Source organism: uncultured Alteromonas sp., from assembly GCF_963976965.1.
Classification (GTDB): Bacteria; Pseudomonadota; Gammaproteobacteria; order Enterobacterales; family Alteromonadaceae; genus Alteromonas; species Alteromonas naphthalenivorans.
The window spans coordinates 84,562-109,802 of record NZ_CAXBMP010000005.1 but is presented as its reverse complement, the minus strand read 5'-3'; the positions used below and the strand labels follow the sequence as shown (position 1 = coordinate 109,802).

Annotated in this window: 20 protein-coding genes; 5 read left to right on the top strand and 15 right to left on the bottom strand. The window is 44.6% G+C overall.

Annotated elements, in window-relative coordinates; genetic code table 11:
• Positions 1-169: 169 nt before the first annotated feature.
• From AAC006_RS05960 to pilM, 8 genes are all read right to left on the bottom strand, one after another.
• The gene (locus AAC006_RS05960; RefSeq protein WP_288388474.1) at positions 170-1,696 is read right to left on the bottom strand and encodes an SPOR domain-containing protein; all 1,527 of its coding nucleotides are present in this window, start codon (positions 1,694-1,696) and stop codon (positions 170-172) included.
• Between the two features lie 88 nt (positions 1,697-1,784).
• Complete coding sequence (aroB, locus tag AAC006_RS05955) at positions 1,785-2,852, bottom strand: 3-dehydroquinate synthase (protein WP_208805939.1); 1,068 nt, start codon at positions 2,850-2,852, stop codon at positions 1,785-1,787.
• A 27-nt stretch (positions 2,853-2,879) separates the two neighbouring features.
• Positions 2,880-3,395 (bottom strand): shikimate kinase AroK, encoded by a 516-nt coding sequence (aroK, locus tag AAC006_RS05950; protein ID WP_013785664.1) that lies wholly within the window; start codon positions 3,393-3,395, stop codon positions 2,880-2,882.
• Between the two features lie 272 nt (positions 3,396-3,667).
• The gene (locus tag AAC006_RS05945; RefSeq protein ID WP_126872944.1) at positions 3,668-5,428 is read right to left on the bottom strand and encodes a type IV pilus secretin PilQ family protein; all 1,761 of its coding nucleotides are present in this window, start codon (positions 5,426-5,428) and stop codon (positions 3,668-3,670) included.
• Entirely contained in the window at positions 5,428-5,958 is a 531-nt protein-coding gene (locus tag AAC006_RS05940) for a pilus assembly protein PilP (protein WP_013785662.1), read from the bottom strand. Before AAC006_RS05940 ends, AAC006_RS05945 begins: the two co-directional genes overlap by 1 nt.
• Positions 5,958-6,569, bottom strand: coding sequence for a type 4a pilus biogenesis protein PilO (locus AAC006_RS05935; protein ID WP_013785661.1), 612 nt, complete (start codon positions 6,567-6,569; stop codon positions 5,958-5,960). The genes AAC006_RS05940 and AAC006_RS05935 overlap by 1 nt, the downstream gene beginning before the upstream one ends.
• Positions 6,566-7,150: a PilN domain-containing protein gene (locus tag AAC006_RS05930; protein ID WP_013785660.1), complete on the bottom strand. Its 585-nt coding sequence runs from the start codon at positions 7,148-7,150 to the stop codon at positions 6,566-6,568. The genes AAC006_RS05935 and AAC006_RS05930 overlap by 4 nt, the downstream gene beginning before the upstream one ends.
• Positions 7,138-8,205: a type IV pilus assembly protein PilM gene (pilM, locus tag AAC006_RS05925; protein WP_126872943.1), complete on the bottom strand. Its 1,068-nt coding sequence runs from the start codon at positions 8,203-8,205 to the stop codon at positions 7,138-7,140. Before pilM ends, AAC006_RS05930 begins: the two co-directional genes overlap by 13 nt.
• Positions 8,206-8,344: 139 nt before the next feature.
• Here pilM and AAC006_RS05920 point away from each other — a divergent pair, with 139 nt between their 5' ends.
• Together AAC006_RS05920 and AAC006_RS05915 are read left to right on the top strand one after the other, a co-directional pair.
• Positions 8,345-11,023 (top strand): penicillin-binding protein 1A, encoded by a 2,679-nt coding sequence (locus AAC006_RS05920; protein ID WP_208805942.1) that lies wholly within the window; start codon positions 8,345-8,347, stop codon positions 11,021-11,023.
• Positions 11,024-11,094: 71 nt separating this feature from the next.
• On the top strand, positions 11,095-12,786 hold the full coding sequence (locus AAC006_RS05915) for an NAD-dependent malic enzyme (protein ID WP_338456158.1): 1,692 nt from the start codon (positions 11,095-11,097) through the stop codon (positions 12,784-12,786).
• Between the two features lie 102 nt (positions 12,787-12,888).
• Here the strand turns inward: AAC006_RS05915 and AAC006_RS05910 are convergent, their stop codons facing one another.
• Positions 12,889-13,041, bottom strand: coding sequence for a hypothetical protein (locus AAC006_RS05910; protein ID WP_339890906.1), 153 nt, complete (start codon positions 13,039-13,041; stop codon positions 12,889-12,891).
• A gap of 521 nt (positions 13,042-13,562) precedes the next feature.
• Between AAC006_RS05910 and yghU the strand changes: the two genes are divergently transcribed.
• Entirely contained in the window at positions 13,563-14,420 is an 858-nt protein-coding gene (gene yghU, locus AAC006_RS05905) for a glutathione-dependent disulfide-bond oxidoreductase (protein ID WP_339890904.1), read from the top strand.
• A gap of 97 nt (positions 14,421-14,517) precedes the next feature.
• On the opposite strand, the gene AAC006_RS05900 is transcribed toward yghU, so the two are convergent.
• Entirely contained in the window at positions 14,518-15,108 is a 591-nt protein-coding gene (locus tag AAC006_RS05900; protein WP_339890902.1) for a WHG domain-containing protein, read from the bottom strand.
• 152 nt (positions 15,109-15,260) lie between these two features.
• Here AAC006_RS05900 and AAC006_RS05895 point away from each other — a divergent pair, with 152 nt between their 5' ends.
• Positions 15,261-16,682 carry an NAD(P)/FAD-dependent oxidoreductase gene (locus tag AAC006_RS05895; protein WP_339890901.1) on the top strand — a complete coding sequence of 474 codons (1,422 nt, stop codon included), beginning with the start codon at positions 15,261-15,263 and terminating at the stop codon, positions 16,680-16,682.
• A gap of 18 nt (positions 16,683-16,700) precedes the next feature.
• Complete coding sequence (locus tag AAC006_RS05890; RefSeq protein ID WP_339890900.1) at positions 16,701-17,813, top strand: DUF2855 family protein; 1,113 nt, start codon at positions 16,701-16,703, stop codon at positions 17,811-17,813.
• 116 nt (positions 17,814-17,929) lie between these two features.
• Here the strand turns inward: AAC006_RS05890 and AAC006_RS05885 are convergent, their stop codons facing one another.
• The 5 genes from AAC006_RS05885 to AAC006_RS05865 all read right to left on the bottom strand — a co-directional run bounded on the left by AAC006_RS05885 (position 17,930) and on the right by AAC006_RS05865 (position 25,227).
• The gene (locus AAC006_RS05885; protein ID WP_339890898.1) at positions 17,930-18,820 is read right to left on the bottom strand and encodes an alpha/beta fold hydrolase; all 891 of its coding nucleotides are present in this window, start codon (positions 18,818-18,820) and stop codon (positions 17,930-17,932) included.
• Between the two features lie 91 nt (positions 18,821-18,911).
• Positions 18,912-21,167 (bottom strand): EAL domain-containing protein, encoded by a 2,256-nt coding sequence (locus AAC006_RS05880; RefSeq protein WP_339890896.1) that lies wholly within the window; start codon positions 21,165-21,167, stop codon positions 18,912-18,914.
• Between the two features lie 146 nt (positions 21,168-21,313).
• Positions 21,314-22,624: an amino-acid N-acetyltransferase gene (argA, locus tag AAC006_RS05875; RefSeq protein ID WP_126872935.1), complete on the bottom strand. Its 1,311-nt coding sequence runs from the start codon at positions 22,622-22,624 to the stop codon at positions 21,314-21,316.
• 4 nt (positions 22,625-22,628) lie between these two features.
• Complete coding sequence (gene argH, locus AAC006_RS05870; RefSeq protein WP_126872934.1) at positions 22,629-24,011, bottom strand: argininosuccinate lyase; 1,383 nt, start codon at positions 24,009-24,011, stop codon at positions 22,629-22,631.
• Between the two features lie 10 nt (positions 24,012-24,021).
• Positions 24,022-25,227: an argininosuccinate synthase gene (locus AAC006_RS05865; protein WP_013785647.1), complete on the bottom strand. Its 1,206-nt coding sequence runs from the start codon at positions 25,225-25,227 to the stop codon at positions 24,022-24,024.
• Positions 25,228-25,241 lie beyond the last annotated feature (14 nt).

Below are 25,241 nucleotides of genomic sequence, written 5' to 3'. Positions count from 1 at the left end.
TCCGGTACTCGCCGAGTTTGGCGTAATTCTGGGGAGTGGCGTTGCAATTACTTCGCAATACCACGCTAAAGATAGATTGTATCTTTCCTCATACGATGGAACAACCATGAAACGTAAAGCTGACGGCTTTTCTTTTGTTTGAAGTCAGTACAATGGGCACAACGTACTATTATTCGCCAGCTACCAGTGCCATTTCGTCTAGAATTTGCTGCCCACGTTTAATGAACGCTTCGTTCTTAGTCGGGTAATCGGGCAACGCGGACAGCGCTGCTCGAGCTTCTGTTAATGAGCGAAATGGTTGATGAAAAACAACTACATGCCAATCACCGCCATACCGCGTAGTCACATACTGTCGGGTCACGGCATACAAGTTATGTTGAGCAATAAATTGGCGAACCACGCTTTTATCTTTAATGCCTACCATTTGAATCACAAAGTCGTTGGGTAAAACCATGTCAGGGCGTAAAATTTCTGCGCTAGTGGCGGTAACACCTTCACGGGTTGTCCCATCATCGCTTAATGGTTGCTCTTGCACCGTTGCGCTACTTTGTTGAACCGAGGGGGCTTGCGGCGGGGCTTGATTTGTTGCGGGCGTAGATGCACTGCTATCAGTCGCGTTCGAAGGTGCGCTATTAGCCACTTCACGGGCGACTACTGATTGTCGAGGCTCTTGGTTGCTGCTTTGCGTTGTTGTACCCACTACTGGCGATGCCGGCACAACAGGGCTACTTTTAACTGCGAGGTCTGTCACAGAGCCATTAGCGGTGTCAGTGCTGCCTGCCAAGGTGTTATTTGTTACATCGCCATTAAGCGAAGAAACGGCCCCTTTCCAGTCAGTCACCAGTTCTACATTGCTCTCATTATCTGACGTTGGCGCGTTAGGCTGCTCAACGTGGTTGTCTGCGACTTTGCTAAAAGCAGAGCCTGGTACCACAATTTCAGCCTCAGAAGGCTTAGGTTGTTGTTCAATAGGTGAAAATAATGACGATATTGAATCACCATACTGCCAGGTAACCAACCCGCCAAAAGTTAATAAGAATACTAAGGCAATCGCAATATAAAACCCCGTAGAAGTAAGTGGATTAGACGGGGCAGTTTCCATAGGAAGGTTTCGTTTATCAAGATGAGCTTGAAACGCTTCTCTGCGCTGGGAAATCATCCTATCTAATTCAGAGCCTTGGGGCTTTGAACCTTGAAGGTTTGAAGAAATGGACTGGCTACTAATAAGCAATGGCGTATCGGTATTTTTGGCTGGAAGCCATTTTTTAGCATTTTCAGCCCACTTGGTTGTGGCAAATAGTAATACGTTCAAATGCTGCTTGTTACCTGCAAAGCGGCTTTGTAACACCAAATCCCATAATTCTTGAAGCAGTTTGTCGGGCATGTGCTCGGCTTGCGTGATAGCAATGAGGACTGGACCCTCATGGTTATTTAGCGCGGATAAAAGTTCGTTAAGAGGGCGTACGAAACTGCCGACTACTTGACCTAACAACTGACGGCACAACTGACCACGGTAGTCAGAAATTTCCATATTGGATTCAGCGGTTAAATACGCTATCTCAGTATCGTCATGCTGCTGGTAGACGAAGGCTTCAAGGGTTTGCTGTTGCTCTGCAATAGAGTCGCCGCTGACAAAAACCAGTTGAGAGGAATAATTAACTAAATACTCAAGACGTTCATGCAATTCACTGTGCATGCGCAATAACCCCATAAAGCCCGATACATGTGTAAAGGGCTAGCAAAGAAAACGAATGTTGGTGTTAGTTAGGTGTGCCAGTAAATGGCTAGCGTAGAATTTCAGTAAGCATATCGTCAGTCACATCTTTAGTGACGACAGCATTGCCCATATTCTTAGGAAGCACAAAACGAATATTACCGGCTTCTACTTTTTTGTCGCGCTTCATATGCTTAACATAATCTGCTTTACTCATTGTGCTAGGCCCTTCCACTGGAAGTGAAAATGCCTCAAAGAGTGATCGTACGCGACGAGTTTCTGACGCTGTAAACCAACCTAACTGCTCTGCAGCTACACAAGCAATTATAGTACCAGCTGACACTGCTTCGCCATGTAACCAGTTGCCGTAGCCTTGTTCAGCTTCAATTGCGTGACCAAACGTGTGACCCAAGTTCAAAATAGCTCTTAGTCCGCCTTCACGTTCATCTTTAGCGACCACTTCTGCTTTAATTTCACAGCAGCGTTTAATGGCAACATTAAGGGTTGATTCATCTAGCTGCTTTAGTGCTTGCTCATTCGCTTCAAGCCAAGAGAAAAAGGCTTCATCATAAATGATGCCGTATTTTATGACTTCCGCCATACCAGCAGAGAATTCACGGGGAGGTAGCGTAGACAGTGATTGTGTATCAATAGCGACTAAAATTGGCTGATAAAATGCGCCAATCATGTTTTTGCCTAGAGGATGATTAACCGCAGTTTTACCACCCACAGAAGAATCTACTTGTGAAAGTAGGGTAGTGGGCACTTGAATAAAGGGTACGCCACGTTGATATGTTGCAGCCACGAAACCACACAAGTCGCCAATAACCCCACCACCTAATGCTATTAGGGTGGTATCTCGAGCCGCGTTGAGCTCAAGTAAGCGGGTCATGACTACCTCGAATTGCTCAAGGTTTTTATATTGTTCACCGTCAGGCAATACAATGGTTTCAATTTGCTTACTACCACATGCCGCTTTCACGGTATCAAGGTATAGAGGCGCAACGGTTTCGTTGGTAACAATAACCGCTAACGGACCTTTTATATAAGGCACAAAAAGGCCAGGCTGCTTAAGCAACCCGGCCTCAATATGTATAGGATAGCTACGTTCGCCAAGTTCCACAGTTAAGGTTGACATGGGCGTAGCACCTCCTAATTATTTTATTTATAAACCGATTTTACTAATGATCTGATTTGCCACTGCGCGAGCAGATTGGTCATCAGTATCAACTACATAATCTGCAACTTCTTCGTAAAGAGGATTACGCAAATCTGCAAGATCGCGAAGTACTTGCTCCGGATCGTTGTTTTGAAGCAAAGGGCGACGCTTATCGCGCTGTGTTCGAGCAACTTGCTTATCAATCGTAGTTTGCAAGTAAACAACAATGCCTCGTGCAGACAAACGATTACGAACTGCTTTGGTTACAATTGAACCGCCACCAGTGGCAAGCACGATACCCTGCTTGTCTGTTAAATCATTGATGATGTTTTCTTCACGCGCACGGAATCCATCTTCGCCTTCAAGGTCGAAGATCCAGGCGATATCAGCACCAGAACGGCGCTCAATTTCCTGATCGGAGTCATAAAAATCCAGGTGAAGTTCGTCTGCCAGGTGTCTACCGATGGTGCTTTTGCCAGCACCCATTGGGCCAACCAAAAAGATATTACGTTTTTCAGCCATATTTGCTTATATCACAACTTTATCATGTTAGGGGCATGCACTGTTGCCTTACCAGCCTACCCATTGACTCGTGCTTATTTAATGTCCAATAAGCACTACTCCTTTAACCTCGCTAAAATTTCGAGACCGCGATTATCTCAGTTTCTAACAAGCCCTTGCAAGTATTGTTGAAAACAATTAGCACTATAATGTAAATACAGGGGCATTGCAGTACGAGAAAACGCAAAAAGCGGACAGCTCTCAGCCCGCATTTTACCTTGAATTATAGGTTGTTACGGTTTTTCTGTAATTATTTTCGGTGTTACAAATATAAGTAGCTCACGTTTCTCTTGAAACTCCGAAGTATTCCGAAACAGCACACCTAAAAACGGCAGGTCACCAAATAATGGCACTTTTGACACGCTATCGGTACTCGTTTGCTGGAAAATACCGCCTAATACGATGGTTTCACCGTTTTCTACCAAGACCTGAGTTTTGATTTCTTGGGTATCAATGGCCACCGCATCACCGGTTGAAGTAGACACGGTTTCACCACGGGTATCTTGGGTAACCACTAAATCCAAAATAATACGGTTATCTGGCGTAATTTGCGGTGTTACACGAAGCGATAACACCGCTTTTTTGAATTCAACCGACGTAGCACCACTTGAGGTAGCTTGAACATAAGGAATTTCGGTTCCCTGTTCAATATATGCTTCTTGTTGGTTCGCCACGGTAATACGTGGACTGGCGATAATCTCACCTTTGTTTTCAGATTCAAGTGCTGACAACTCTAAATCTAATATGGTGCCATCAACCAAGCTGGCGATTTGAAAGCCAATAGTGCCCGTTGCACCCGAAACCGGAAGGTTTACGTTTAGTCTGTCGTCAATACTCGGAATAGAGCCGCCTGCAATAGTTTCAGCGCCTTCAATACTCCCGGAAACACCACTGTCACTTTCTCTATCGCTTAAGCCCCAGCGAACGCCTAGCTCTTCATCCACGTTATCAAGTACGGTCACCATTCTGCTTTCGATTAATACTTGTTTGACGGGAATGTCCAACGCATCAATCATTTTTCTTGCTTCATCAATGGAAGGTAACGTATCTCGAATAAGCATCGTGTTGGTGCGCTCATCTACGGTAACTGTCCCGCGCTCAGATAAAATGCCGCCCTCTGAAGATTTTAAGATAGTTGCGAGGTTAGCTGCCTTGGCATAATTTACCGAGATATTTACCGTGCTAAGAGGCGCTAAATCAGATACCTGCTTTTTCGACTGCAGTGCTTGGGTCTCTCTGGCGGTAAGCTCTTCGGTTGGCGCAATCAACAAGATATTGCCCTCTAAGCGTTTATCTAAGCCTTTAACGCGCAAAATCATATCAAGGGCCTGATCCCAAGGTACACCAGATAGACTTATGGTGACATTTCCGGTCACCGTATCTGTGGTCACTAAGTTGAAGCCGTTAACTTGTGCGATAATTTGTAATACCTGACGTACAGGAACGTCTTGAAAATCTAGCGAGATAGGGTCGCCCGTATAGGTTTTCTTGTTCTCTAACTCTTCTTGTTGCGACAAGCTCATCGGCTCAATTTTGATGCGAATGACGTTATCGTCTATCGCGTGGCGAGCGGTCACGGTATCGCTGTAGAGAATTTCTATGCGCGTATTCTTTTCGTCTTGAAAGGTCTCAATGGTTGATACTGGCGTGGAAAATTCTGTCACGTTTAATTCAACGAGCTGACTTTCATCCAACACGCTATCAGCGAGGGTAATGGTGACCTTTCCCTGAGATTCAACGAGTTGTGGTGTAGGCGAAGCACCTTCAAAGGTGACTAACGCAACGCCGGTATTATTGGCTTCTCGGGTAAAGTCTACGCCGGTAATTCGCGTTGACGGGGTGTCGTCATTTGGGTCGTACAATACGGGCTGTAACGCTTTGGCGGGCGAAACATAAACCATCACTACCGTACAAATGGCAGCAAAGCACAGCAACCAAGGCCAGCGAGAGCTTCTACGATTTAAAGATTTGTTAAATAAGTAACGCTCAGCCATTATTTTTTCTCTCCTGACGTTGAGGTTTTGCTCAACGTTATCTCTTTTTTCTGCCAGCAACCTGCGCCATCAGGTATAAGCTGTTCTATTGTTAGTGAGTTTGGATTAATTCCAGTGATTTTACCGTAAAATAAACCGATGCGGCTGCCAATTTTGGCTTTATGTAGAATACCGTCATTACTAGTGACTAGCGCCCATTCAACGCCTTGGCTTTTAAAGTTTCCAGTCAACCCTAATGAGTCTAAGCCATATCTTTCCAATTTCTGCTTTGTGCGTTCAAAGTCAGGTTGAACACAGTTTTGTTGTCGAGTTTGTGTTAGTGGTGGCGTATTTTCTTTGGGCGAATCAAAAGGGCTAGGCAATTCGCCCGCCGAATATATAAAGGTTTTAGGGGTGGCAAACTCAGGGTAGGGTTCAATATTATGAACCGCACTATCGCTCACGCTCTGTGTGTACGCCTGCAAGTCATCAAGTTTTGGTGAGCAAGCGGTTATCATAACAACCGCGGCAAGAACTAAGAAATAGCGCATCAGTCAGAGCCTCCGCCTATACCGGTACTATTTTCTGAACGGTAGGTTTTCGCTTGCAATTGCAAGGTGAGCCCATTGCTTTGCCGTAAAATATCGAAGTCATGCAAGGTGACAATACGAGGTAGTCCAGCCACTTTAGAGACGAACTCTCCAAATTGGTGATAGCCGCCGCTGACTTCAATTTCAATAGGCAGTTCGGTGTAGAACTCTTTAGGTACCTCTTGTTGCCAGTTCAATAGCTTAAAAGTAAGGCCAGATGATGTGCCTACATAGGTGATATCGTCCAGTAAACCTGGCGTTTCATTGCTAGTCGGTAAGCTTTTCAGCATGGAAGAAAAGTCGTCTTCTAGCTGCGCGAGCTGTTCCCGGTACGCTTCTTTGTTTACCGCTATTCGGTACTTAGCTTCGTATTGCAGTTTAAGCTCTTGTTCCTTTAATTCTGCGGCCTCAAGAATAGGTAATTTAGGGCTTATAAGCAGATAATAGCTAAGCGCACCAATTAAGATTGCCACAAAAGCAGCAACCACGATGCGTACTTCGTTGGGCCAAATTGCGATTTGCTCAAAGTCTAGTTCATTAAGTTCTTTGAGCTTTTCTACATCAAACTTCATTGTTTAGTCTCCCCTTCAGCGTCTTGCTCCAACGGTGCTACCGAAGGGCTAACCATAAAGGTAAGCGTGAAGGTGCTTATTGCGCGAGAAGCATTGGTGTCAGCTTTTATAGAGGATAATTCAGCCCCCACAAAAACATCAGAGTTGTCTAATGAACGCATAAAATCAGAAAGACGGTTATTTGAATCACTGATGCCTTCAATTTCTAACTTATTGCCTATGCGCTTCATGGATTGGAAGGTCACACCCACAGGTACGATTTTAGCCAGCTCATCAAAAATAATGGCCGCTACATTTCGGCTAGCCTGTAATTGCTCAATTAGGGCCATGCGCTGTTCAATCGCATTTTTGCTTTCTTTTATATTTTTTATATCTGCTATTTGTGCATCTAGTAAGCCAATCTCTCGTTCAAGAAACTGGTTTCTTGAATTCTGATGATTAATTTGTTGGTCGATGGCTTGACCGATAAACCAAAAAATTAACCCCACGATAGCGGCAACGGCGACGAGCCCCATTAGATACTGTTGCTTCTGATGTTGGCGCTGTTGTTCTCGCCAAGGAAGTAAGTTTACATGTGCCATGATGTGAAACTCCGGCTAGCAAGGCCTGCAGCAATAGTTAGCTGTGGGGCGATACGACGTAACCGCTGAGAATCTAACTTAGGGTTCATAGTCATGCCTAAGAAGGGATCGAATACATCAACTTGTAAGCCTAAGTCTTGGCGTAATATGTCGACTAAAGGTTGAATAGTGGCAGCGCCGCCGCAAAGTAAAATTTTTGCAGGGCGGTCAACGTGAAATGTCGTCATATACATTTGTAACGCACGATTTATGTTTTGCTGTAAGTTAGCGGCAAAGATAGGTAAAACTTCGTCTACCCAACTGTTAGATGATGAATCATCCATTAATAGACGTTCGGCTTCCTCACGCTCAATCATTTGAATAGCGCTGATATCGTTGATTAAGTTATTTAGACCGAATGCATGCTCTTTTGTGTAGACAACATTGCCGTTACGTAGCACGCTCACTTGAAGTAATGATGCACCTACATTAATGGCACAAATGGCTTCATCTTCTACTTTTCCATTGTAGAAAAAGTCGATGGCATTCCCAATCGCGTAATTTTCCACATCAACAATTTTAGGTTCGAAATCCGCTTCTCTAGACAATAGCAGTCTGCTATCGACTAAATCTTTGTGTGCAGCCGTTAACAGAACATTGACCTTACCAGAGTGTGTTTCACTTGGGCCAAGCTCTTCAAAGTCTAAGTAAACCTCTTCAAGGGGAAAAGGAATAAGACTGTCAGCTTCAATTTCTATCTGGCTTTCAAGTTCATAATCATTTTGGTCGGGCTCCATATAAACGATTTTACTGATTACCGATGTACCCGCTACCGCGACATTAGCTTGCTTTATTTTAGTTTTTAAGCTGTTACGCACTTTTTTAAGTGCTAAACTTACCGCCTCGTAATCTTTAATATCGCGCTCTGAAAAAGCCACTTTATTGATAGATTCACAAGCATAGCCTTGAAGCATGTAGCCATTGACTGAATGTTCTAGCCATACCGCTTTTATTTGACGTGTGCCTATGTCTAAACCCACAATGGGAGGCATCTTTTTCTTGAACAGCGATTTCATTTACAAGTGTCCGGTTTCAATGGTAATTGCTCTAAAGTACAATATTACTCAGTTTTTATTGTGCGTATGGTTCTATTGATAACACATACGTATGAAAATATACGTCATTTTCGCAAAAATGCCTTGGTATCCTTAAATTGTGAAGTACATTAAACCGTTATTATTATTCTTTGTCATCTCAGGCCTTATTGGTTTTGTCGCGCTTGTTGGTATTTACTTTTATATCAAACCTAACCTACCAAGCGTTACTGTACTTAAGGATGTTAGACTTCAAACGCCCATGCAGATATATACCCATGATGGAAAATTAATTTCCCAATATGGCGTTAAACGGCGGATCCCCGTAAAACTTGAGGAAGTACCTGAACAATTAATCCACGCGATATTGGCAACCGAAGACAGTCGATTCTTTGAACATCACGGTATTGACCCCATCGGAATCGCTCGTGCTGCTTTAAGCTTAATTATAACGGGTGAAAAAAGGCAAGGCGCCAGTACATTAACTATGCAGCTTGCCCGAGGCTTCTTTTTAAGTCGAGAAAAAACGTATATTCGTAAGGTAAAAGAGATATTTATCGCTTGGCACATGGAACAGGAACTTAGCAAAGAAGAGATCCTGGAACTCTATTTAAATAAAGTGGAGCTAGGCCATCGTTCGTTTGGTTTTGGTGCCGCTGCCCAGGTGTATTACGGCAAATCGCTTAATGAACTCACGCTGGCACAACTTGCCACAATTGCTGGCCTGCCTAAAGCGCCTTCAGCGCTAAATCCTATTACTGACCCTGAAGCATCAGCAGGACGCCGCCGCGTAGTGTTGCTGCGCATGCTTGATGAAGAATACATATCTAAAGCGGACTTTGATAATGCGGCAAACGCGCCTATCACTGCGCGTAAACATGGGGCTGAAATTGAAGTAGATGCCCCTTATTTGGCCGACATCATCTATAACGAAATGGTCGATATTTACGGTAAAGATGAAGCGGAAACTGGTGGATATCAAGTTTATGCAACCGCAGGTTCTGACTTGCAACTTGCTGCTCAGCGCGCGGTGGTAAGAAATCTACACGATTATGATGAGCGCCATGGTTACAAAGGACCACTTGGCTATTTATGGGACGCCCCTTCGCCTGACAGCCAAGATGAGCCAGTGCCTCAGCTATCTTTAAATACCGATATCAGTGACAAGTTGCTTGCCAGTGATTGGAGTGAGCGCGAGATGCTTTCTGCGCTGTCACAAGTGGCGTACATAAAGCCTCTTGTGCCTGCAGTTGTGCTTTCAGTTGCCCAACAATCGATTGATGTGCTTGATGTAAACGGCGACAAGCGCACGATTACGTGGGAAGGCCTAGACTGGGCAAGACGTTATATCACTGACTTTAGACAAGGCAGCGAGCCTGAAACGGCATCGGATGTTACCCAGCCTGGCGCAGTTATTTATATTCGCGAGCAAGATGATGCATGGCGTATAGCGCAATTGCCTGAAGTGAGCGGGGCGTTTATCGCGCTTAACCCAAAAAATGGTGCGGTTGAAGCGGTAGTCGGCGGATACAGTTTTTATCAAAGCCAGTTTAATCGTGCCACGCAAGCAAAACGACAAGTAGGCTCTAATATTAAGCCCTTTATTTATTCTGCGGCGATAGACAGTGGCTATACTCTTGCTTCAATTATTAATGATGCCCCTATCAATCAATGGAATGCGGCGACCGGTGTGGCGTGGCGTCCTCAAAACTCACCGGCAGAGTACGATGGCCCTATTCGTATGCGTAAAGCATTGGGTAAATCGAAGAACGTAGTGTCAGTTCGTCTATTGCGGGGAGTTGGGCTTCGCAAAGCGGCAGACTATCTGACTCGCTTTGGTTTTGATCCAGACGATATTCCATTAGACGAAACCGTATCCTTAGGGTCTAGCTCTCATACACCGCTTGAAGTGGTTCGTGGTATGTCAGTTATTGCTAACGGCGGCTACTTAGTAAACCCTCACTTTATTGCTAAAGTGCTGGATGAACATAATCAAGTGTTGTGGCAAGCCAATCCTGTTTGGGCATGCGACAACTGCACTAAAGCACATGCACCTGAAAGCTATCCAGAAAGTGACTCACAAAGCGATGTAGACAATGACGAGGTTGATGTCGAAGCCTTACTTGAAGCCCAGCTTAATAAAGATGTATTGCTAGCCGAAAGCGAAGTAACTGAAAAACAAAGTGCACCGCAAGTTATTACCGCACAAAATGCTTTCTTGGTAGGTGAGATGATGCGTACAGGTGTGCGAGCAAATGGGAATTGGAGTAAGAAGACTTATTGGCTTGGTACAGGTTGGCGTGCACGAAATATTCTTCAGCGCACCGATATTGCCGGTAAAACCGGTACTACAAACGATTCAAGAGATACGTGGTTCAGTGGTTTCCAAAAAGATATCGTTGCGACTGCGTGGGTGGGTTTTGACAACATGGGCAGACAACTAGGCCGTGCCACTCGTAACCAAAATCTCATTAATCGTAACCCTGAAAAATTTAATTGGATCGGTAATGCGTTAATTGGCACTGAAGACGGTGCAAAAGCAGCAGGTCCGGCATGGATAAGATTTATGGAATATGCATTGGCAGAGAAGCCGCATTCACCGATTCCTGTGCCTGAGAAGATAGTACGTGTTCGCATTGATCGTACCAGTGGTAAGTTGACCCGAAGGACAGACCATACGACACTGTTTGAATATTTCTTGCAAGGCACCGAACCCACCTCATATGTTCTTGATGATGAAGTGGTCGACCCTGCCTCGCAAGATAAAACAACGACGCCTGAGCCTGAAGAAATATTTTAATAAAGAGCGTGCAAAAGCGCGCTCATCAGGTTGCTGCTAAGTAATTGCCTGTAAATAAAACCGGATAACCCATGTCAGAAGATTCAAATCGATATCTTTATATTCCTCATGCTGGACCCTCGCTGCTGGAAACGCCCCTATTAAATAAGGGCAGTGCCTTTACCTCGAGAGAGCGCGCTGCGTTTAACTTAACAGGCTTAGTACCGCCTCGTTACGAAAGTATTGAAGAGCAAGTTGAGCGTGCGTACATGCAATACAGTAGTTTCGACGAAGTACTGAACAAGCATATCTATTTACGCGCTATTCAAGATAACAACGAAACCTTGTTTTATCGTCTTATTCAAAAGCATATTGATGAGATGATGCCAATTATATACACCCCAACAGTGGGTGATGCTTGTGAGCAGTTCTCGGACATTTATCGTAGTTCGCGCGGATTGTTTGTATCGTGGGAAGAGCGCCACCAAATAGATGATATTGTTCGTAACGCCACGAAGCGTAAAGTCAAAGTGATTGTAGTGACTGACGGCGAACGGATTCTTGGTCTTGGTGACCAGGGTATTGGTGGTATGGGTATTCCAATCGGCAAGCTATCTTTATATACCGCTTGTGGTGGTATTAGCCCTGCGTACACCTTGCCGGTTATGCTTGATGTAGGAACGAACAACGAGAAGTTGCTTAACGACCCAATGTACATGGGGGCACGTCATCCTCGTATTGGGCAAGAAGACTACGATGAATTTGTCGATATGTTCATTCAGGCTGTAAAACGCCGCTGGCCTGAAGTAATGATTCAGTTTGAAGACTTCGCACAGCCAAATGCTATGCCATTGCTAAACCGCTATCGCAATCAAGTGTGTTGCTTTAACGACGATATTCAAGGTACTGCTGCGGTTACATTAGGCACTATCTTAGCGGCGTGTCGCATGAAGCAACAAAAGCTATCTGACATGAAAGTGGTGTTTGTTGGGGCAGGTTCAGCCGGCTGTGGTATTGCTGAAATGCTTATTCAGCAAATGGAGCATGAAGGTATTAGCGATGCGCAGGCGCGTAAGCAAGTCTTCATGGTAGACCGCTTCGGATTAGTAACCGAAGGCATGGAAGGCCTACGTGATTTCCAGCAAAAGCTCAATCAGCAGTTAGTTGACCTTGAAACCTGGACCTTTAGCGGCGATTACGCATCGCTACTTGATGTTATGCACTGTGCCAAGCCAGATATTCTTATTGGCGTATCGGGGCAACCTGGTTTGTTCACTGAGCAGGTGGTTCGCGCCATGAAGCAAAACTGTGAGCTACCGATTATCTTTCCATTAAGTAACCCGTCTCGTCAGGTTGAAGCACGACCAGAGCAGGTTATTGAATGGACCGATGGCGAAGTGGTTATTGCAACGGGAAGCCCGTTCAAGCCAGTTGAATACAAAGGTAAAGTATTTACCATTGCCCAGTGTAACAACTCGTATATTTTCCCTGGCATAGGCCTGGGTGTGGTTGCTGCAAAGGCAAAATTAATCAGTGATGAAATGCTGATGGCTGCAAGTAACGCACTTGCAGACGCGTCGCCTTTGGTAAACACCGGCGAGGGTTCATTATTGCCTCCACTCGGTGCTATCGCAGAGCTTAGCCGTAAAATAGCCTTTGAAGTAGGTAAGGTAGCAATGGCGCAAGGGCTAGCCCTTGAGTTGTCAGACGATGCGTTGAATGACCACATTGAGCGTAATTTCTGGAAAGCTGAATACAGACCATACAAGCGCGTTAGCATTTAGGCCTGCGCATTTGTGTAAGCGTTAATTAAAGTCTATAAGAGCAGCCCTAGGGCTGCTTTTTTTATCCCTCCCGTTAGGTTTTACTCGCTCTGACGCATTCTTTTATTCACTCCATGCTTTAGCACACGTTCCCACTATTTGCTTAGTCAGTAAAAAAGTGTTGCGAGAGTGCAACATTTTCTCAACGACGCTTATCTTACCTGCGCCATGATTTTGAGTAAGGTGTTGATATTCATGCCTTTGTTGTGGTGGCATAAATACTGCTTAATCAAGGTTAAGAGTGAAGTAATGGCTGCATCGGTATTGCGCCTCAAAGCAATACCCACAGGTAGGAAGTGTATGTTTGCAATAGTAAGGAATTTTACCAAAACCATTTTTGCTAAGGAGCTTGTGTCAAACGAGCTCATGTCGAACGATTTCAATACGTGCATGTTGATTGATGCACTGTCCTCTTTGGAACAAGACTAGGCTTTTTCAAACAGCGGTTAGTACTTGTTAGAAAAAATTCGGTTATTGGTGATGCTAGTTGTAGCGAATACGCTTTTTAACAGCACGCACCGAATAACCACACAGTTTGCGGGCAATGGATTGCGCGCCTTTTATTAACGCGGGGGCAGTTTAAAATACGCTTTAAAACGATTTTACTCTGCCTTCTTTGCGAATTGTCCCAGCGAGAAGCGCTTGGTCGTATATCATTTAGCCTATCCCTTGTAATTCCCTATTCAGCACACACATCAAATTTATAATCATGCTAATGCAATAGAAAAGGATCTGATATGTCTGACAGTAATACCTATACGCCGCCCAAAGTATGGAGCCAAAATGAAGGTGACGGTAACAAGTGGGCTAGCATCAATCGACCAGTGTCGGGAGCCACTCATGAGCAAGAACGCTCCGTAGGCCAGCATCCACTTCAACTATATTCTTTAGCAACGCCCAATGGACAAAAAGTCACGATCATGTTGGAAGAGCTCTTAGCCGCAGGTATTGCTGACGCTGATTACGATGCGTGGTTGGTGAATATCGGCGAAGGTGATCAATTTTCATCTGGCTTCGTTGATGTAAACCCAAATTCAAAAATTCCTGCCATGGTAGATACATCGACCACACCGGAAACAAAGCTATTTGAATCGGGGTCAATACTTCGTTATCTAGCGGATAAGTTTAATGTGTTTATTCCTAGCGATCCTGCTGCAAAAGTAGAATGTTTCAATTGGTTATTTTGGCAAGTAGGTTCAGCGCCTTATTTGGGCGGCGGGTTTGGGCACTTTTACAGTTATGCGCCGTACCCGATGGAATATCCTATTAACCGTTTTACCATGGAAGTGAAGCGAGAGCTGGACGTGCTAGACAAACATCTCGCCAAAAATACCTATTTTGCCGGTGAGGAATACAGTATTGCTGATATGGCTATTTGGCCATGGTACGGCAATTTGGTACTCGGTAATCTTTATGACGCAGCCACTTTCTTGCAAGTTAATGACTACAAGCATGTTCTACGCTGGGCTACTGAGGTTGGAGCCCGCCCTGCAGTTCAGCGCGGCGTGATTGTTAATCGTACGTGGGGCGATGCACAGCTTAAAGATAGGCACAGCGCGAAAGACATCGATGATGCGCTAAACGAAGCGAAATAAGCCTCGATCACTGCATAAGTTAGCAACATATAAACCGCCGCCTATTTCGTACCTACTCGTGATAGGCCGGTTAATGTGTTGCTGCTTTGTGCTCTTTTTATGAATGACTGTTGTACGCAGCAACCAACGCGTAAACATGTAAGCGAATAGCATTTAACGCCCGTGCTTTCCAGTCTACCCAATTTATTCTATTGCGAATTTCATGTTGGTTTAAACTGATATAACCATGACACAGCGCCCAAAATTGCATGGCTATATCTTGACGCTCTTCTACAGCAATCTCTTTTTTAATTATCGCTGATACCACTTTAGTTAAGGTAATAAACGCCTTTTCTCCAGCAGCAAGTGCGTCTTCACTCGGGGTGTAGTCTTTTAGGTTAGAGCCAAAAATCAAATTGTAATGTGCTGCATGTGCTTCTGAGAATTGAAGTACGTGTTCACAGGCATTAAGCAACCTATCTGCCGGGGTATTACCCTCAGACTGCTTCATCATCTCATCGACAAGCGTAAAGCCTTCAATATACAAGGCATCAAGAATTCCTTGCTTCCCTTTGAAATGGCTGTAAATGCCAATTGTAGACATGCTTGCACCTTCAGCAATAGCGCGAACGCTAAGAGCGTGAGTTCCGCCCTTTAAAAACAAGGTTGAAGCAGCTTCTAAAATTTTCTGACGAGTATCTTTTTTCATTTACATTGAATTTACATGTTGCGCAATATAACGGCGTTATATATATTGAATATAACACTGTTATATTCAATCGTTCCATTAGATTGTCGATTAGCGTGACTACATTTATTAAACCCGCGAGCAGGCAGGTTTATACATAAAGGACATAGTATATGAAAGCAGAACAATTAACTTGCGATTATTTGATTGTGGGAAGTGGGGCGGTAGGTATGGCGTTTGCCGATGTACTACTCAGTGAAACCGATGCCAGCATTATCATAGTCGATAAATATGCCAAGCCTGGCGGCCATTGGAACTTAGCTTACCCTTTTGTCACCTTACATCAGCCTTCTGCTTTCTATGGTGTTTGTTCACGAGAGCTAAATCGCGGAGTGATTGATAAAACAGGAATGAATGAGGGCTTGATGGGCTTAGCTTCTGGTGCTGAGGTGAGTGCTTACTTCGATTCAGTCATGCAAGAAACCTTTTTGCCTTCGGGGCGCGTTCAATACTTTCCCCTCAGCCAATACGAAGGCGACGGTAAATTTACCAATATCACTGGCGGTAAAACTTTCGACGTTACCGTCAACAATAAAATCGTGGATGCAACCTACTTAAAAACCAGTATTCCTATTACCCACAAGCCCAGTTTTACCCTTGACGACGAGGTTGATTTTACACCGGTAAATACCTTAACCCAACGAGTACGAGGTCATAAAAACTATGTGGTCATAGGCGGCGGTAAAACGGGGATTGACACGTGTTTATGGTTGCTTAGCAACTTTGTAAATCCTGAAAACATTCATTGGGTGGTATCTCGTGACGCATGGCTGCTAAATAGAAAAAACACCCAGCCACTCAGTGATTTTTTCTTCGATACCATTGGCGCACAAGCTAACCAAATGGAAGCCATTGCACAGTCGACCTCTATCGATGACATGTTCGATAAATTAGAGGAAAAGGGCGTCATGTTGCGTATTGATAAAGACGTTAGGCCCGCAATGTTCCATGGTGCAACGGTAAGTGAAGCCGAGCTGGCAGCGCTGCAAACCTTACCTAATATAATTCGCCATGGCAGAGTAACGCATGTGGGAAAAGAGGCGCTTACATTTAAGGATGCTCAGTGGGCAATGCCAGAAGATGCATTGGTGGTGGACTGTTCGGCGTCAGCACTCACCAATTTAGAGATAAAGCCTGTTTTTGAAGGCAATACTATTACGCCGCAAACCGTGCGAGCTTACCAGCCGGTGTTCAGTGCAGCGTTAATTGCGCACGTTGAGGCGGCCTACGATGATGAAGCTACAAAGCAGAAACTGACGCAAGTTGTCCCGTTGCCTAATCGTGATATTGATTGGGTACCTATGACAGCAGCAATGCTGCGAAATATGCATATTTGGGGGGAGCAGCCTGAGCTTCGTGCATGGATCCACAATTGCAGGCTCGATGGTTTTTCAAAAATTGTTCATGGTGTGGCCAAAGACGATATGTCGAAACTACAAGTGCTAGGGCGTCTAAAAGCAGCCTCGCAACCTGCTATGGGAAAACTCATGGAATACATGCATGGGTTAAAAGCAAGTGGAAAACTAGCGTCTTAGCTAATAAGGGAGAAGGCTGTGAAACAGTTTCAAGTTAATAAAAAAGAGTTAAGTAAATACCGTGTAGTGCAAAGTGAAGACTTACCCTTAACCCAAGCAGGGGTGACCTTTGAGGTCGAGCGCTTTGCGTTTACTGCTAATAATCTCACCTACTTTATGATGGGCGATAAGCTTGGCTATTGGCAGTTTTTCCCACCTATCAATAGTCATTCAACTAAAAACAATAACGAAGAAAATTGGGGCGTTATTCCGGTATGGGGAATAGGGAAGGTAACAGCATCTAGTGTAGAAGGTGTGGACGTAGGCAGTCGCTATTTTGGGTATTTCCCGCCTGCAACACACCTTCATATGGACTCTGTCACCTTTGCTCAAAACAACTTGATTGATACCAGCGCGCATAGAAGGCCGTTACCACAGGGATATAATCTGTATCGCCCGTTAGATAGTCATGCTGACGAAATGCAAACACACCGCGAAAGTCTGCAAATGTTACTTTGGCCTTTATATATTACGTCTTATTGTCTGTGGGATTTAATTGACCAGTGCAATATGCCTAAACCTAAACAAGTGATTCTATTAAGCGCATCAAGCAAAACCAGTTTAGGGTTGGCTTATGCCCTTAGAAAAGATGACTATCACGTAGTAGGTGTGACTTCAGGTAAAAGCCAAAAGTTTGTTGAAGGACTAGATGTTTACCATCAAGTGGTTTGTTACGACAACCTAGATGACATCGCCAGCAAATCCAGCATTGTAGTAGATATGTCAGGCAACAATAAGATAAAGCTGCGGCTTAAGAATAGGCTTGGCGATGATCTAATGCGCTATGTGCAAGTGGGATTAACCCATTGGCAAGATGCTAAAGCCGATGAGGCCTCATCAAACACTTTGGAGACCTCTGATAAGGAAGATGAGTTTTTCTTTGCCCCTGCACATATTCAAACCAGAATGGCTGAGTTAGGTGCGAGTGTGTTTCACGCTAGGAGCGGGGCTTTTGTTAAAGAAGCTATGATGTGGACGGCGTCGTGGTTAACGGTCAAAAACCAACGTAGTATTGACAGCCTAGCGAGCGATTTTGAGTCGATTTGCAATGGGCTTGTGCCTGCCAGCGAGGGGCTAGTTTATAGCCCCTAATAGTTCTATTTTTGTGAGATCAAGCCTAGTCCCTTGGTAATCACACCAGCCCAGATAGTTGCGACTAGATAAGCTTAATCCCAGTCTCTGTGGAAATTATACTGCAGAGACTGGGTTCATATTACAGGGGATTCAGTCTCGGACGCGGACAATACATTATGTGATGATAGAAAATCACTAACCTCAGGCCACAATGCCTGACATTTTCTTGAGAAAAACTTCATGTGGCCTATCTCTGCAAGGTTATAGTCATCGGGGTTGAGCAGACGAATATCCGCTTCGAGCTCTGGAAAAACACTAATCATGTCTTTCACATTCGACAAGTTTGCTATGTCATCATCGGTGGCCAATATCCATTTAGATGGCAGGCGTATATCATCATACCAGTGCCTGAGTACTTCTTTACCAAAGGCTTCCTTCACATACCCTTGACCATTACACCACTTTTGCCACTGCCTGCTTACGCCTTTAGGCAAGGGCTCACCCATGCCGACTAAGTGAGACTTAGTGTGCCCGAAAAGTAAGTTGTTCAAAGGGATATAGAAATTCATGAAAAAGTGCGCTTTGAGCAAGTAACCTGCTCGCATGTTACGTAAGCTGCCTGAAGAGCTACCGAAGTTACAAAATGCAGTAAGGTCGTTAACGTTTGGCATTAGCCCTAAAAGTTGCCCACCTGCGCTATGGCCAACTAAAAAATATTGGGTCTTAGGGAAGTGTATTTTTAGGGTTTCTAAAACGGCGGGCATATCTTGTTGCCCCCAGGTGACTAGCGACGCTTTACTGTGTTTAATCTTACCTTTTAACGATTCAGCAATACCCCGGTTATCAAATGTAATCACACCAAAACCCTGCTCACAAAGATAGTTAGCAAACGCCGCGTAAAACTGACGCTTAATTCCCGTGGCAGGCGCTATCATTACTGCGCCTTTAATAGCGCGTTTCGGTGTGTAGAGTGTTGCGGTTAAGTGAGTACTGTCTTCACAGGTAACGCTGATATCTTTGATCATCTATCATTCTCGCTCTTCTGGTCTTACCAGTAAAGCGAGGAGTGCTTGAAAATGCAAGAGAATAGGTATTTAAATTTGTTATAGACTGTTATTAAACGGCAGGTTTTCCTACAGTAATAGCCTTGTCCATTCCCTGCCATGCTTCAATTGGGGCTGGTTTTCCGTACAGATACCCTTGGAAAAGTGTGAAGCCCATGTCGACAAGTAAGTTAAGCTGAGCTTGAGTTTCTACTCCTTCAGCAATGGTCTGCATATCTAGGCTTTTTGCCAACTCTATTGTCATTTGAACAATCTTACGGTGACGTTCTGAGCTATCTATCCGGTCTATGAATTCTCTATCTACTTTCAACACCGATGCAGACATATCGATAAGTTGCGACAGTGACGCATGGCCAGTTCCAAAATCATCAATAATAATAGTCGCGCCCACATTGGCCAATGAAGTTAGCCTGCGTTTTGTTTCTTGGTGGCTCGCCAATACCGACGTTTCTGTCAATTCCAGTTTCAGGCGATCTCGTAAAAATGCGCTCTCTGAATAGCGGCGCAGTAATTTTTCGTAGAACAAATCACTGAGGAGTTCAGGGCCCGATAAATTTATAGCCACAGGAACTGGCGGAATACTGCTTGGCCAGTTTTCAATAAGCTCAATAGTGTTATCAAGCACTTTTTGGGTAAAGAGAATGTGCCAGTTGTTCTTTTCAATAACAGGAAGAAATTGATAAGGGTGAAGTATCTTATTTTCTTCATCATCTTTGAGCCTAGCAAGCACTTCAAAACCTACAATTGCATTATCAATTGAAACCTGAGGTTGTAGCCATAACGCTAAACAGCGGTTGTCGAGTAACCGCTTTACCTTGTCTCTGTGTTGCGTGTCTTTTCGAATAAGCTTTACTACATTGCTATCGAACTGACTGAAATCTTTGTCGCTACTGGCTTGGCTTAAGGCAATGGCACAAGACTCAGTAACCTGAGAGGGCGACTTGGGGGTGTTTACTTGTACAAAACCGCCCAACCAGTTTAGTGTTTGAGTTCGCTTTACGAAATTGTCATCAATCTGAATAGTGCGGGGAAGCTTATTCCGAAGCCAAGTATTAAAGTCTTTGGACTTGCGGGAGTCATGTTGACTTGAGACCAGAAATCTAGCGCCAGGTAATCGATATACGTTCACCGATGCGGGCAGCACACTTTGTATCTGCGCCGCACATCTGGCCAATGCTTTATCACCTTGGGTGTAACCATACTGCAAATTAATGTCACGTAAATTCGCAAGTTTTAGCATGACCGCGTGTGTGTTTGCGGGAACGGGCTGATTAATACTGCAATTCCAATAATGGTGGTTTCGCAGGCCGGTGAGCTCATCGTAATAATGCTTTTCAAAATGCTGGCGTTTAAAAGCGTCAAACTTGCGGTCATGTTCCGTTGCTTCAGATACATCGAAGCAATGATTTAATTGCTTTTTGTGGTGCTGAAGGCTGGCAGATTGAAGCTCGAAGGTGGCATGTGGATTGCCCGATATATGTGTCTTTTGCCGATGACCTGCACTTAGCGGCTCATTTAGCTCAAAAAGTTGATGAATATAATGGCAGGGTTCCGGTAATTGATTAATCAGTTTTCGGGCGCTTTTGTTAGCTTGCAATATCTTCCCTTGCTGATCACAAAAAAGGGAAGGGGTGCCGCCGTTGTTAAAAATTTCTTGATAGCGACTTACCAGTTTTTCCATCTTTTTCGTTTGCTTCAAGTTTAACGATGACTGACTTTCCAATGATGTCATCACGCGAATCACTGCCATGGGAAGGCAAAAATTAAAAAACATGAATATTAGCGAACTTAAATAGGTGTGAGTGTCGGGTAACGTGATGTCGATGCCGAAAAGTGGAGCAATTGGCTGGTTGTTTATTAGTACCGCAAAAGGAATGAGGTTCAAAAACATGCCGATTATGGCAGCTTTATTGCCATAAAATAGCCGTAAAATAATGGGAAGCGTGAAGAAAAATAGTAAGCCGTAACGAGCCGAGGCAATATCTATCGTGAAGAAAAGTATGCACAGCCCGGCTAATACAATAGTGAGGGTAAGGCTGGCTGACGCGAGTTTTATTTGACCTTTACGAAGCCCCAGTGTGGCGTAAAGTAATGCTGAAAAGCCGATGGTAAGATACAACACGTAATACATGCCCTTTTGATAGGCAGCATAAGAAGAGTGCAGTACGATGGCTGAAGTTAGGGTAACACCGATAAGAAGGATAATTCGCAGCACGCTAAGCTTCCATGTATCAGCGTCTGGGGCGCGAACATGCTCTACATCAAGAAGAAGATAACGTTTGAGTAACGTACTGCAACGATTAAACACTACATATAACCGAGTAATTATTCTATCGTCAACGTTATCTCAGCCTAGCCTGTTTGTCGAGAATATTGTTTTAAATAACTGATAGTTATTAGTAATTTTCTGTGTTAAAAAACGGCGCGCTAACACTTTAGCGCGCTATAACTTTACTAAATGTTTAAGGTGAACACTTTAGAGTTTCGCTGAAAGTTATAAAGTTCTTTTTTCACTTCAGGCAGAGCACTAATATCTGCGTGTTCAAAACCTTGCTCTAAGAACCAGTGTGCAGTCACTGTGGTAAGTACGAATACACGATTGATATCCGCTTCGCGGGCGCGTATTTTAACTTCATCTAAAATTCGCTCACCACGATTTTTACCACGATAATCAGGGTGGGTAGCCACACAGGCTAACTCAGCACAGCCATCTTCGGGGTAAAGGTAAAGTGCCGCGCACGCGATGATCATGCCATCGCGAACAATCACAATAAACTGATTGATTTCACTTTCTAAGCGTTCACGTGAGCGTTTTACCAACACACCACTTTCTTCTAGCGGTTTAATGAGCTTTAAAATGCCGCCCACATCGTCAATAGTCGCGGCACGAAGTTGTTCGTAGTGGTGCTCCATTACCAGCGAGCCTGTACCATCGCGGGTGAATAGCTCTTGCAGCAACGCGCCGTCTTTCTCGTAACTAATGCAGTGCGCACGAGGTATACCAGCTGCTACGCTGGTGGTTAACGCCTTTAACACCGTATCTTCAGTAGTAATATTACCGCTTAAAATAAGCTGTTCTAACTGAGGGCGCTCAATAGTGCGAAGTAACTTTTCTTCACTATTGTAAATACCGTCTAAGTTAGAGAAAACAATAAGCTTGTCAGCTTTAAGGGCAATGGCCGCTTGGGTTGCTACATCTTCATGGGAAAGATTAAATACTTCCCCTGTAGCGGAATACCCCATAGGGGAGAGCAGCACAATAGAGCCATCGTTCAGGTGGTCATTAATACCCGTGGTATCTATTCGACGCACCATGCCGGTATTCTCAAAATCAATACCGTTTCTTACGCCCATAGGCTTAGCAACGACCAAGTTACCTGAGCACACGCGAATTTGTGCGCCGTGCATCGGTGAATTAGGTAGTCCCATGGTAAGTAAGGCTTCTACCTGTGAGCGCACAGAGCCTGCGGCATCTTTAACGCACTCTAGGGTTTGCTTATCGGTAATACGCACGCCATGTTCAAATCGACCTTCAATATTGCGAAGCGCAACACGTTGATCAATCTGCGGCCGTGCACCATGCACCACTACCACGCGAACACCCAAGGTATTCAGCAGGGCAATGTCATGAATAATATTGGGGAAGTTTTGATGTTCAATGGCTTCGCCACCGAACATCAAAACAAAGGTTTTCCCTTGATGAGCATTGATATACGGCAGTGAACTTCTGAAAAGTTTAACGCCGTCATGATGGGCAAGCACCATGTGATTACCCTTGCTTATCTAGGTTTTCTAGCTCTTGATACAGTGCTTTAGTCACTGTTTCTTTGCTAGTGCCACCTAGTATATTGCGCTGATTTACGCCGTACTCTAATTGCAATACGGTATAAACATCGTCTTCAATTTTATCGCATACTGCTTGCAAGCTTTCTAATGGTAAATCTTCAATCGCACAGCCTGCTTCAATGGCCTCTAGCACCACTTTACCGGCAATATCATGACCCGTTCTAAACGGAATACCTTTACCTACTAAGTAGTCGGCAAGCTCAGTCGCGTTAGCAAAGCCTTGTGTGGCAGCTTCACGGCAACGGTCTTCATTAAGTTGCAATGAATCGAGCACCTCGGTAGCAATACACAAACAAATATGCCATTGATTTACCGTGTCGATAGCGCCTTCTTTGTCTTCTTGCATATCTTTGTTGTACGCAAGTGGTAAGCCCTTCATAGTCACAAGCAAGGCTTGTAGTGAACCGAATACACGGCCACATTTGCCGCGCATAAGCTCTAATGCGTCAGGGTTTTTCTTCTGAGGCATGAGTGAAGAACCAGAGGTTACGCTATCGCCAAGTTGCAAGAAGCCCGCTTCACCAGAGTTATAGAAAATCATGTCTTCAGCCACGCGAGACAAGTGCATCATGCTGGTACTCGCGACAAACAATAGCTCTAGTACGAAATCTCTATCTGAAACAGCATCAAGGCTGTTTAAGCACGGAGAGTCAAATCCCAGTTCTTCGGCAATAGCATGACGATCAACCGGGTAAGTTGTACCAGCCAACGCACCAGAGCCTAGAGGGCACTGGTTCATACGTACTTTTAAATCGTCTAAGCGGCTTAAATCGCGCTTGAACATTTCAACATACGCTAAGCACCAGTGAGCGAAGTGTATAGGCTGAGCACGTTGCAAGTGGGTGTAACCAGGAATAATGGCTTCCTGGTGACGACTTGCGGCATTAAGGAGTGAGCGAATAACGGCCACTACATCGCTACGAAGTGACGCAATATGCTCACGTACCCACAAGCGAAAATCTGTAGCTACCTGATCGTTACGGCTTCGGCCCGTATGTAATTTACGACCAATGTCACCAAGTTGCTCAATAAGTGCAGACTCAACAAAGCTATGAATGTCTTCTTCGCTAGAAGCGTTGAAGTCTAGTTCACCCGCGTCAGCTTTCGCTTTTAAATCGCTAAGTGCACCTTCAAGTTGTGCTTGTTCGTCTGTGGTTAGTACACCTGCTTTTTGCAGTGCACGAGACCAGCTAATAGAGCCTTGAATATCTTGGCTTGCCATCACTTGGTCAAACGGCAACGAATCGTTAACCTGCTTGAACATGCTACTAGCGCCTGATTCGAATCGACCACCCCACAATGCCATGTGTTACTCCTTAACCTTGATTTTTTAATGCAGCAATACGACTTGAAAGGCTGAACAGGCGAATAAAGCCTTCAGCGTGTTTTTGGTCGTAAACGTCATCTGCACCAAAGGTAGCAAAATCTTCAGAGTAAAGGCTGTTAGGTGAGCGGCGTTGTGTAACGGTTGCCTGACCTTTATAAAGTTTCACTACGATGTCGCCAGTCACTTTCTTAGCGAAAGATTCTGCGCCCGCTAGTAAGGCATCATTTAAGGCTGTGAACCAACGGCCGTCGTACATTACGTGCGAGAACTCAAGGCCAATTTGCTCACGGTATTTAAGCGCGGCTTTATCAAGCACCATCGTTTCAAGGGCTTTGTATGCTTTAAGCATTACCGTGCCCCCTGGTGTTTCATAACAACCACGAGACTTCATGCCAACCAAACGGTTTTCAACAATATCGATACGGCCAACACCGTGTGCAGCTGCCACTGTGTTTAGCTTAACTAATGCTTGGTAAGGCGATAAGGCTTCACCGTCAACGTGAGTAAGTTCACCTTCGTTGAAAGAAAGCGTGACGCGCTCTGGCGCATCTGGTGCATCTTCTGGGTCAACTGTCATCGTCCAGATTTGCTTAGTAGGCTCTTGCCATGGATCTTCTAATTCCCCACCTTCGTGAGAAATATGCCATGCGTTTGCATCGCGGCTGTAGATTTTGGTAGCAGACGCTGTAGTTTCGATATTACGTTCAGCTAAATAAGCTAATAAGTCTTCACGAGATACCATGTCCCACTCACGCCATGGCGCAATTACCGTAAGCTGTGGAGCAAGGGCCGCAAATGTACTTTCAAAACGTACTTGGTCGTTACCTTTACCCGTACAACCGTGACAAAGTGCATCAGCGCCAACTTTTAAGGCGATTTCTACTTGTGCTTTGGCAATAACAGGGCGCGCCATAGACGTACCAAGTAGGTATTCACCTTCGTATACCGCACCGGTTTTAATCGTTGGGTAGATATATTCGCGTACAAACTCTTCTTTCAAGTCAACGATGTGACATTCGCTAGCACCAGAAGCAATCGCTTTCTCGTGTAAGCCTTCAAGCTCTTCGTCGCCTTGGCCGACATCGGCCGCAAAGGCAACGACTTCGCAGTTATAGTTTTCTTTAAGCCATGGAATGATGGCTGAAGTGTCAAGACCGCCTGAATAGGCGAGTACGATTTTCTTTACGTTTTGCATCTAAAAGAGTCCTC

What these genes read in the sequence shown, in the direction of transcription:
- argA (WP_126872935.1), bottom strand. Translation starts at nt 22,624, where the DNA reads ATGGTGCTTGCCCATCATGACGGCGTTAAACTTTTCAGAAGTTCACTG.
- AAC006_RS05945 (WP_126872944.1), bottom strand. Translation starts at nt 5,428, where the DNA reads ATGGCTGAGCGTTACTTATTTAACAAATCTTTAAATCGTAGAAGCTCT.
- argH (WP_126872934.1), bottom strand. Translation starts at nt 24,011, where the DNA reads ATGGCATTGTGGGGTGGTCGATTCGAATCAGGCGCTAGTAGCATGTTC.
- AAC006_RS05940 (WP_013785662.1), bottom strand. Translation starts at nt 5,958, where the DNA reads ATGCGCTATTTCTTAGTTCTTGCCGCGGTTGTTATGATAACCGCTTGC.
- aroB (WP_208805939.1), bottom strand. Translation starts at nt 2,852, where the DNA reads ATGTCAACCTTAACTGTGGAACTTGGCGAACGTAGCTATCCTATACAT.
- AAC006_RS05900 (WP_339890902.1), bottom strand. Translation starts at nt 15,108, where the DNA reads ATGAAAAAAGATACTCGTCAGAAAATTTTAGAAGCTGCTTCAACCTTG.
- AAC006_RS05895 (WP_339890901.1), top strand. Translation starts at nt 15,261, where the DNA reads ATGAAAGCAGAACAATTAACTTGCGATTATTTGATTGTGGGAAGTGGG.
- AAC006_RS05930 (WP_013785660.1), bottom strand. Translation starts at nt 7,150, where the DNA reads ATGGCACATGTAAACTTACTTCCTTGGCGAGAACAACAGCGCCAACAT.
- AAC006_RS05915 (WP_338456158.1), top strand. Translation starts at nt 11,095, where the DNA reads ATGTCAGAAGATTCAAATCGATATCTTTATATTCCTCATGCTGGACCC.
- AAC006_RS05960 (WP_288388474.1), bottom strand. Translation starts at nt 1,696, where the DNA reads ATGCACAGTGAATTGCATGAACGTCTTGAGTATTTAGTTAATTATTCC.
- AAC006_RS05865 (WP_013785647.1), bottom strand. Translation starts at nt 25,227, where the DNA reads ATGCAAAACGTAAAGAAAATCGTACTCGCCTATTCAGGCGGTCTTGAC.
- AAC006_RS05910 (WP_339890906.1), bottom strand. Translation starts at nt 13,041, where the DNA reads ATGCCACCACAACAAAGGCATGAATATCAACACCTTACTCAAAATCAT.
- AAC006_RS05885 (WP_339890898.1), bottom strand. Translation starts at nt 18,820, where the DNA reads ATGATCAAAGATATCAGCGTTACCTGTGAAGACAGTACTCACTTAACC.
- yghU (WP_339890904.1), top strand. Translation starts at nt 13,563, where the DNA reads ATGTCTGACAGTAATACCTATACGCCGCCCAAAGTATGGAGCCAAAAT.
- aroK (WP_013785664.1), bottom strand. Translation starts at nt 3,395, where the DNA reads ATGGCTGAAAAACGTAATATCTTTTTGGTTGGCCCAATGGGTGCTGGC.
- pilM (WP_126872943.1), bottom strand. Translation starts at nt 8,205, where the DNA reads ATGAAATCGCTGTTCAAGAAAAAGATGCCTCCCATTGTGGGTTTAGAC.
- AAC006_RS05935 (WP_013785661.1), bottom strand. Translation starts at nt 6,569, where the DNA reads ATGAAGTTTGATGTAGAAAAGCTCAAAGAACTTAATGAACTAGACTTT.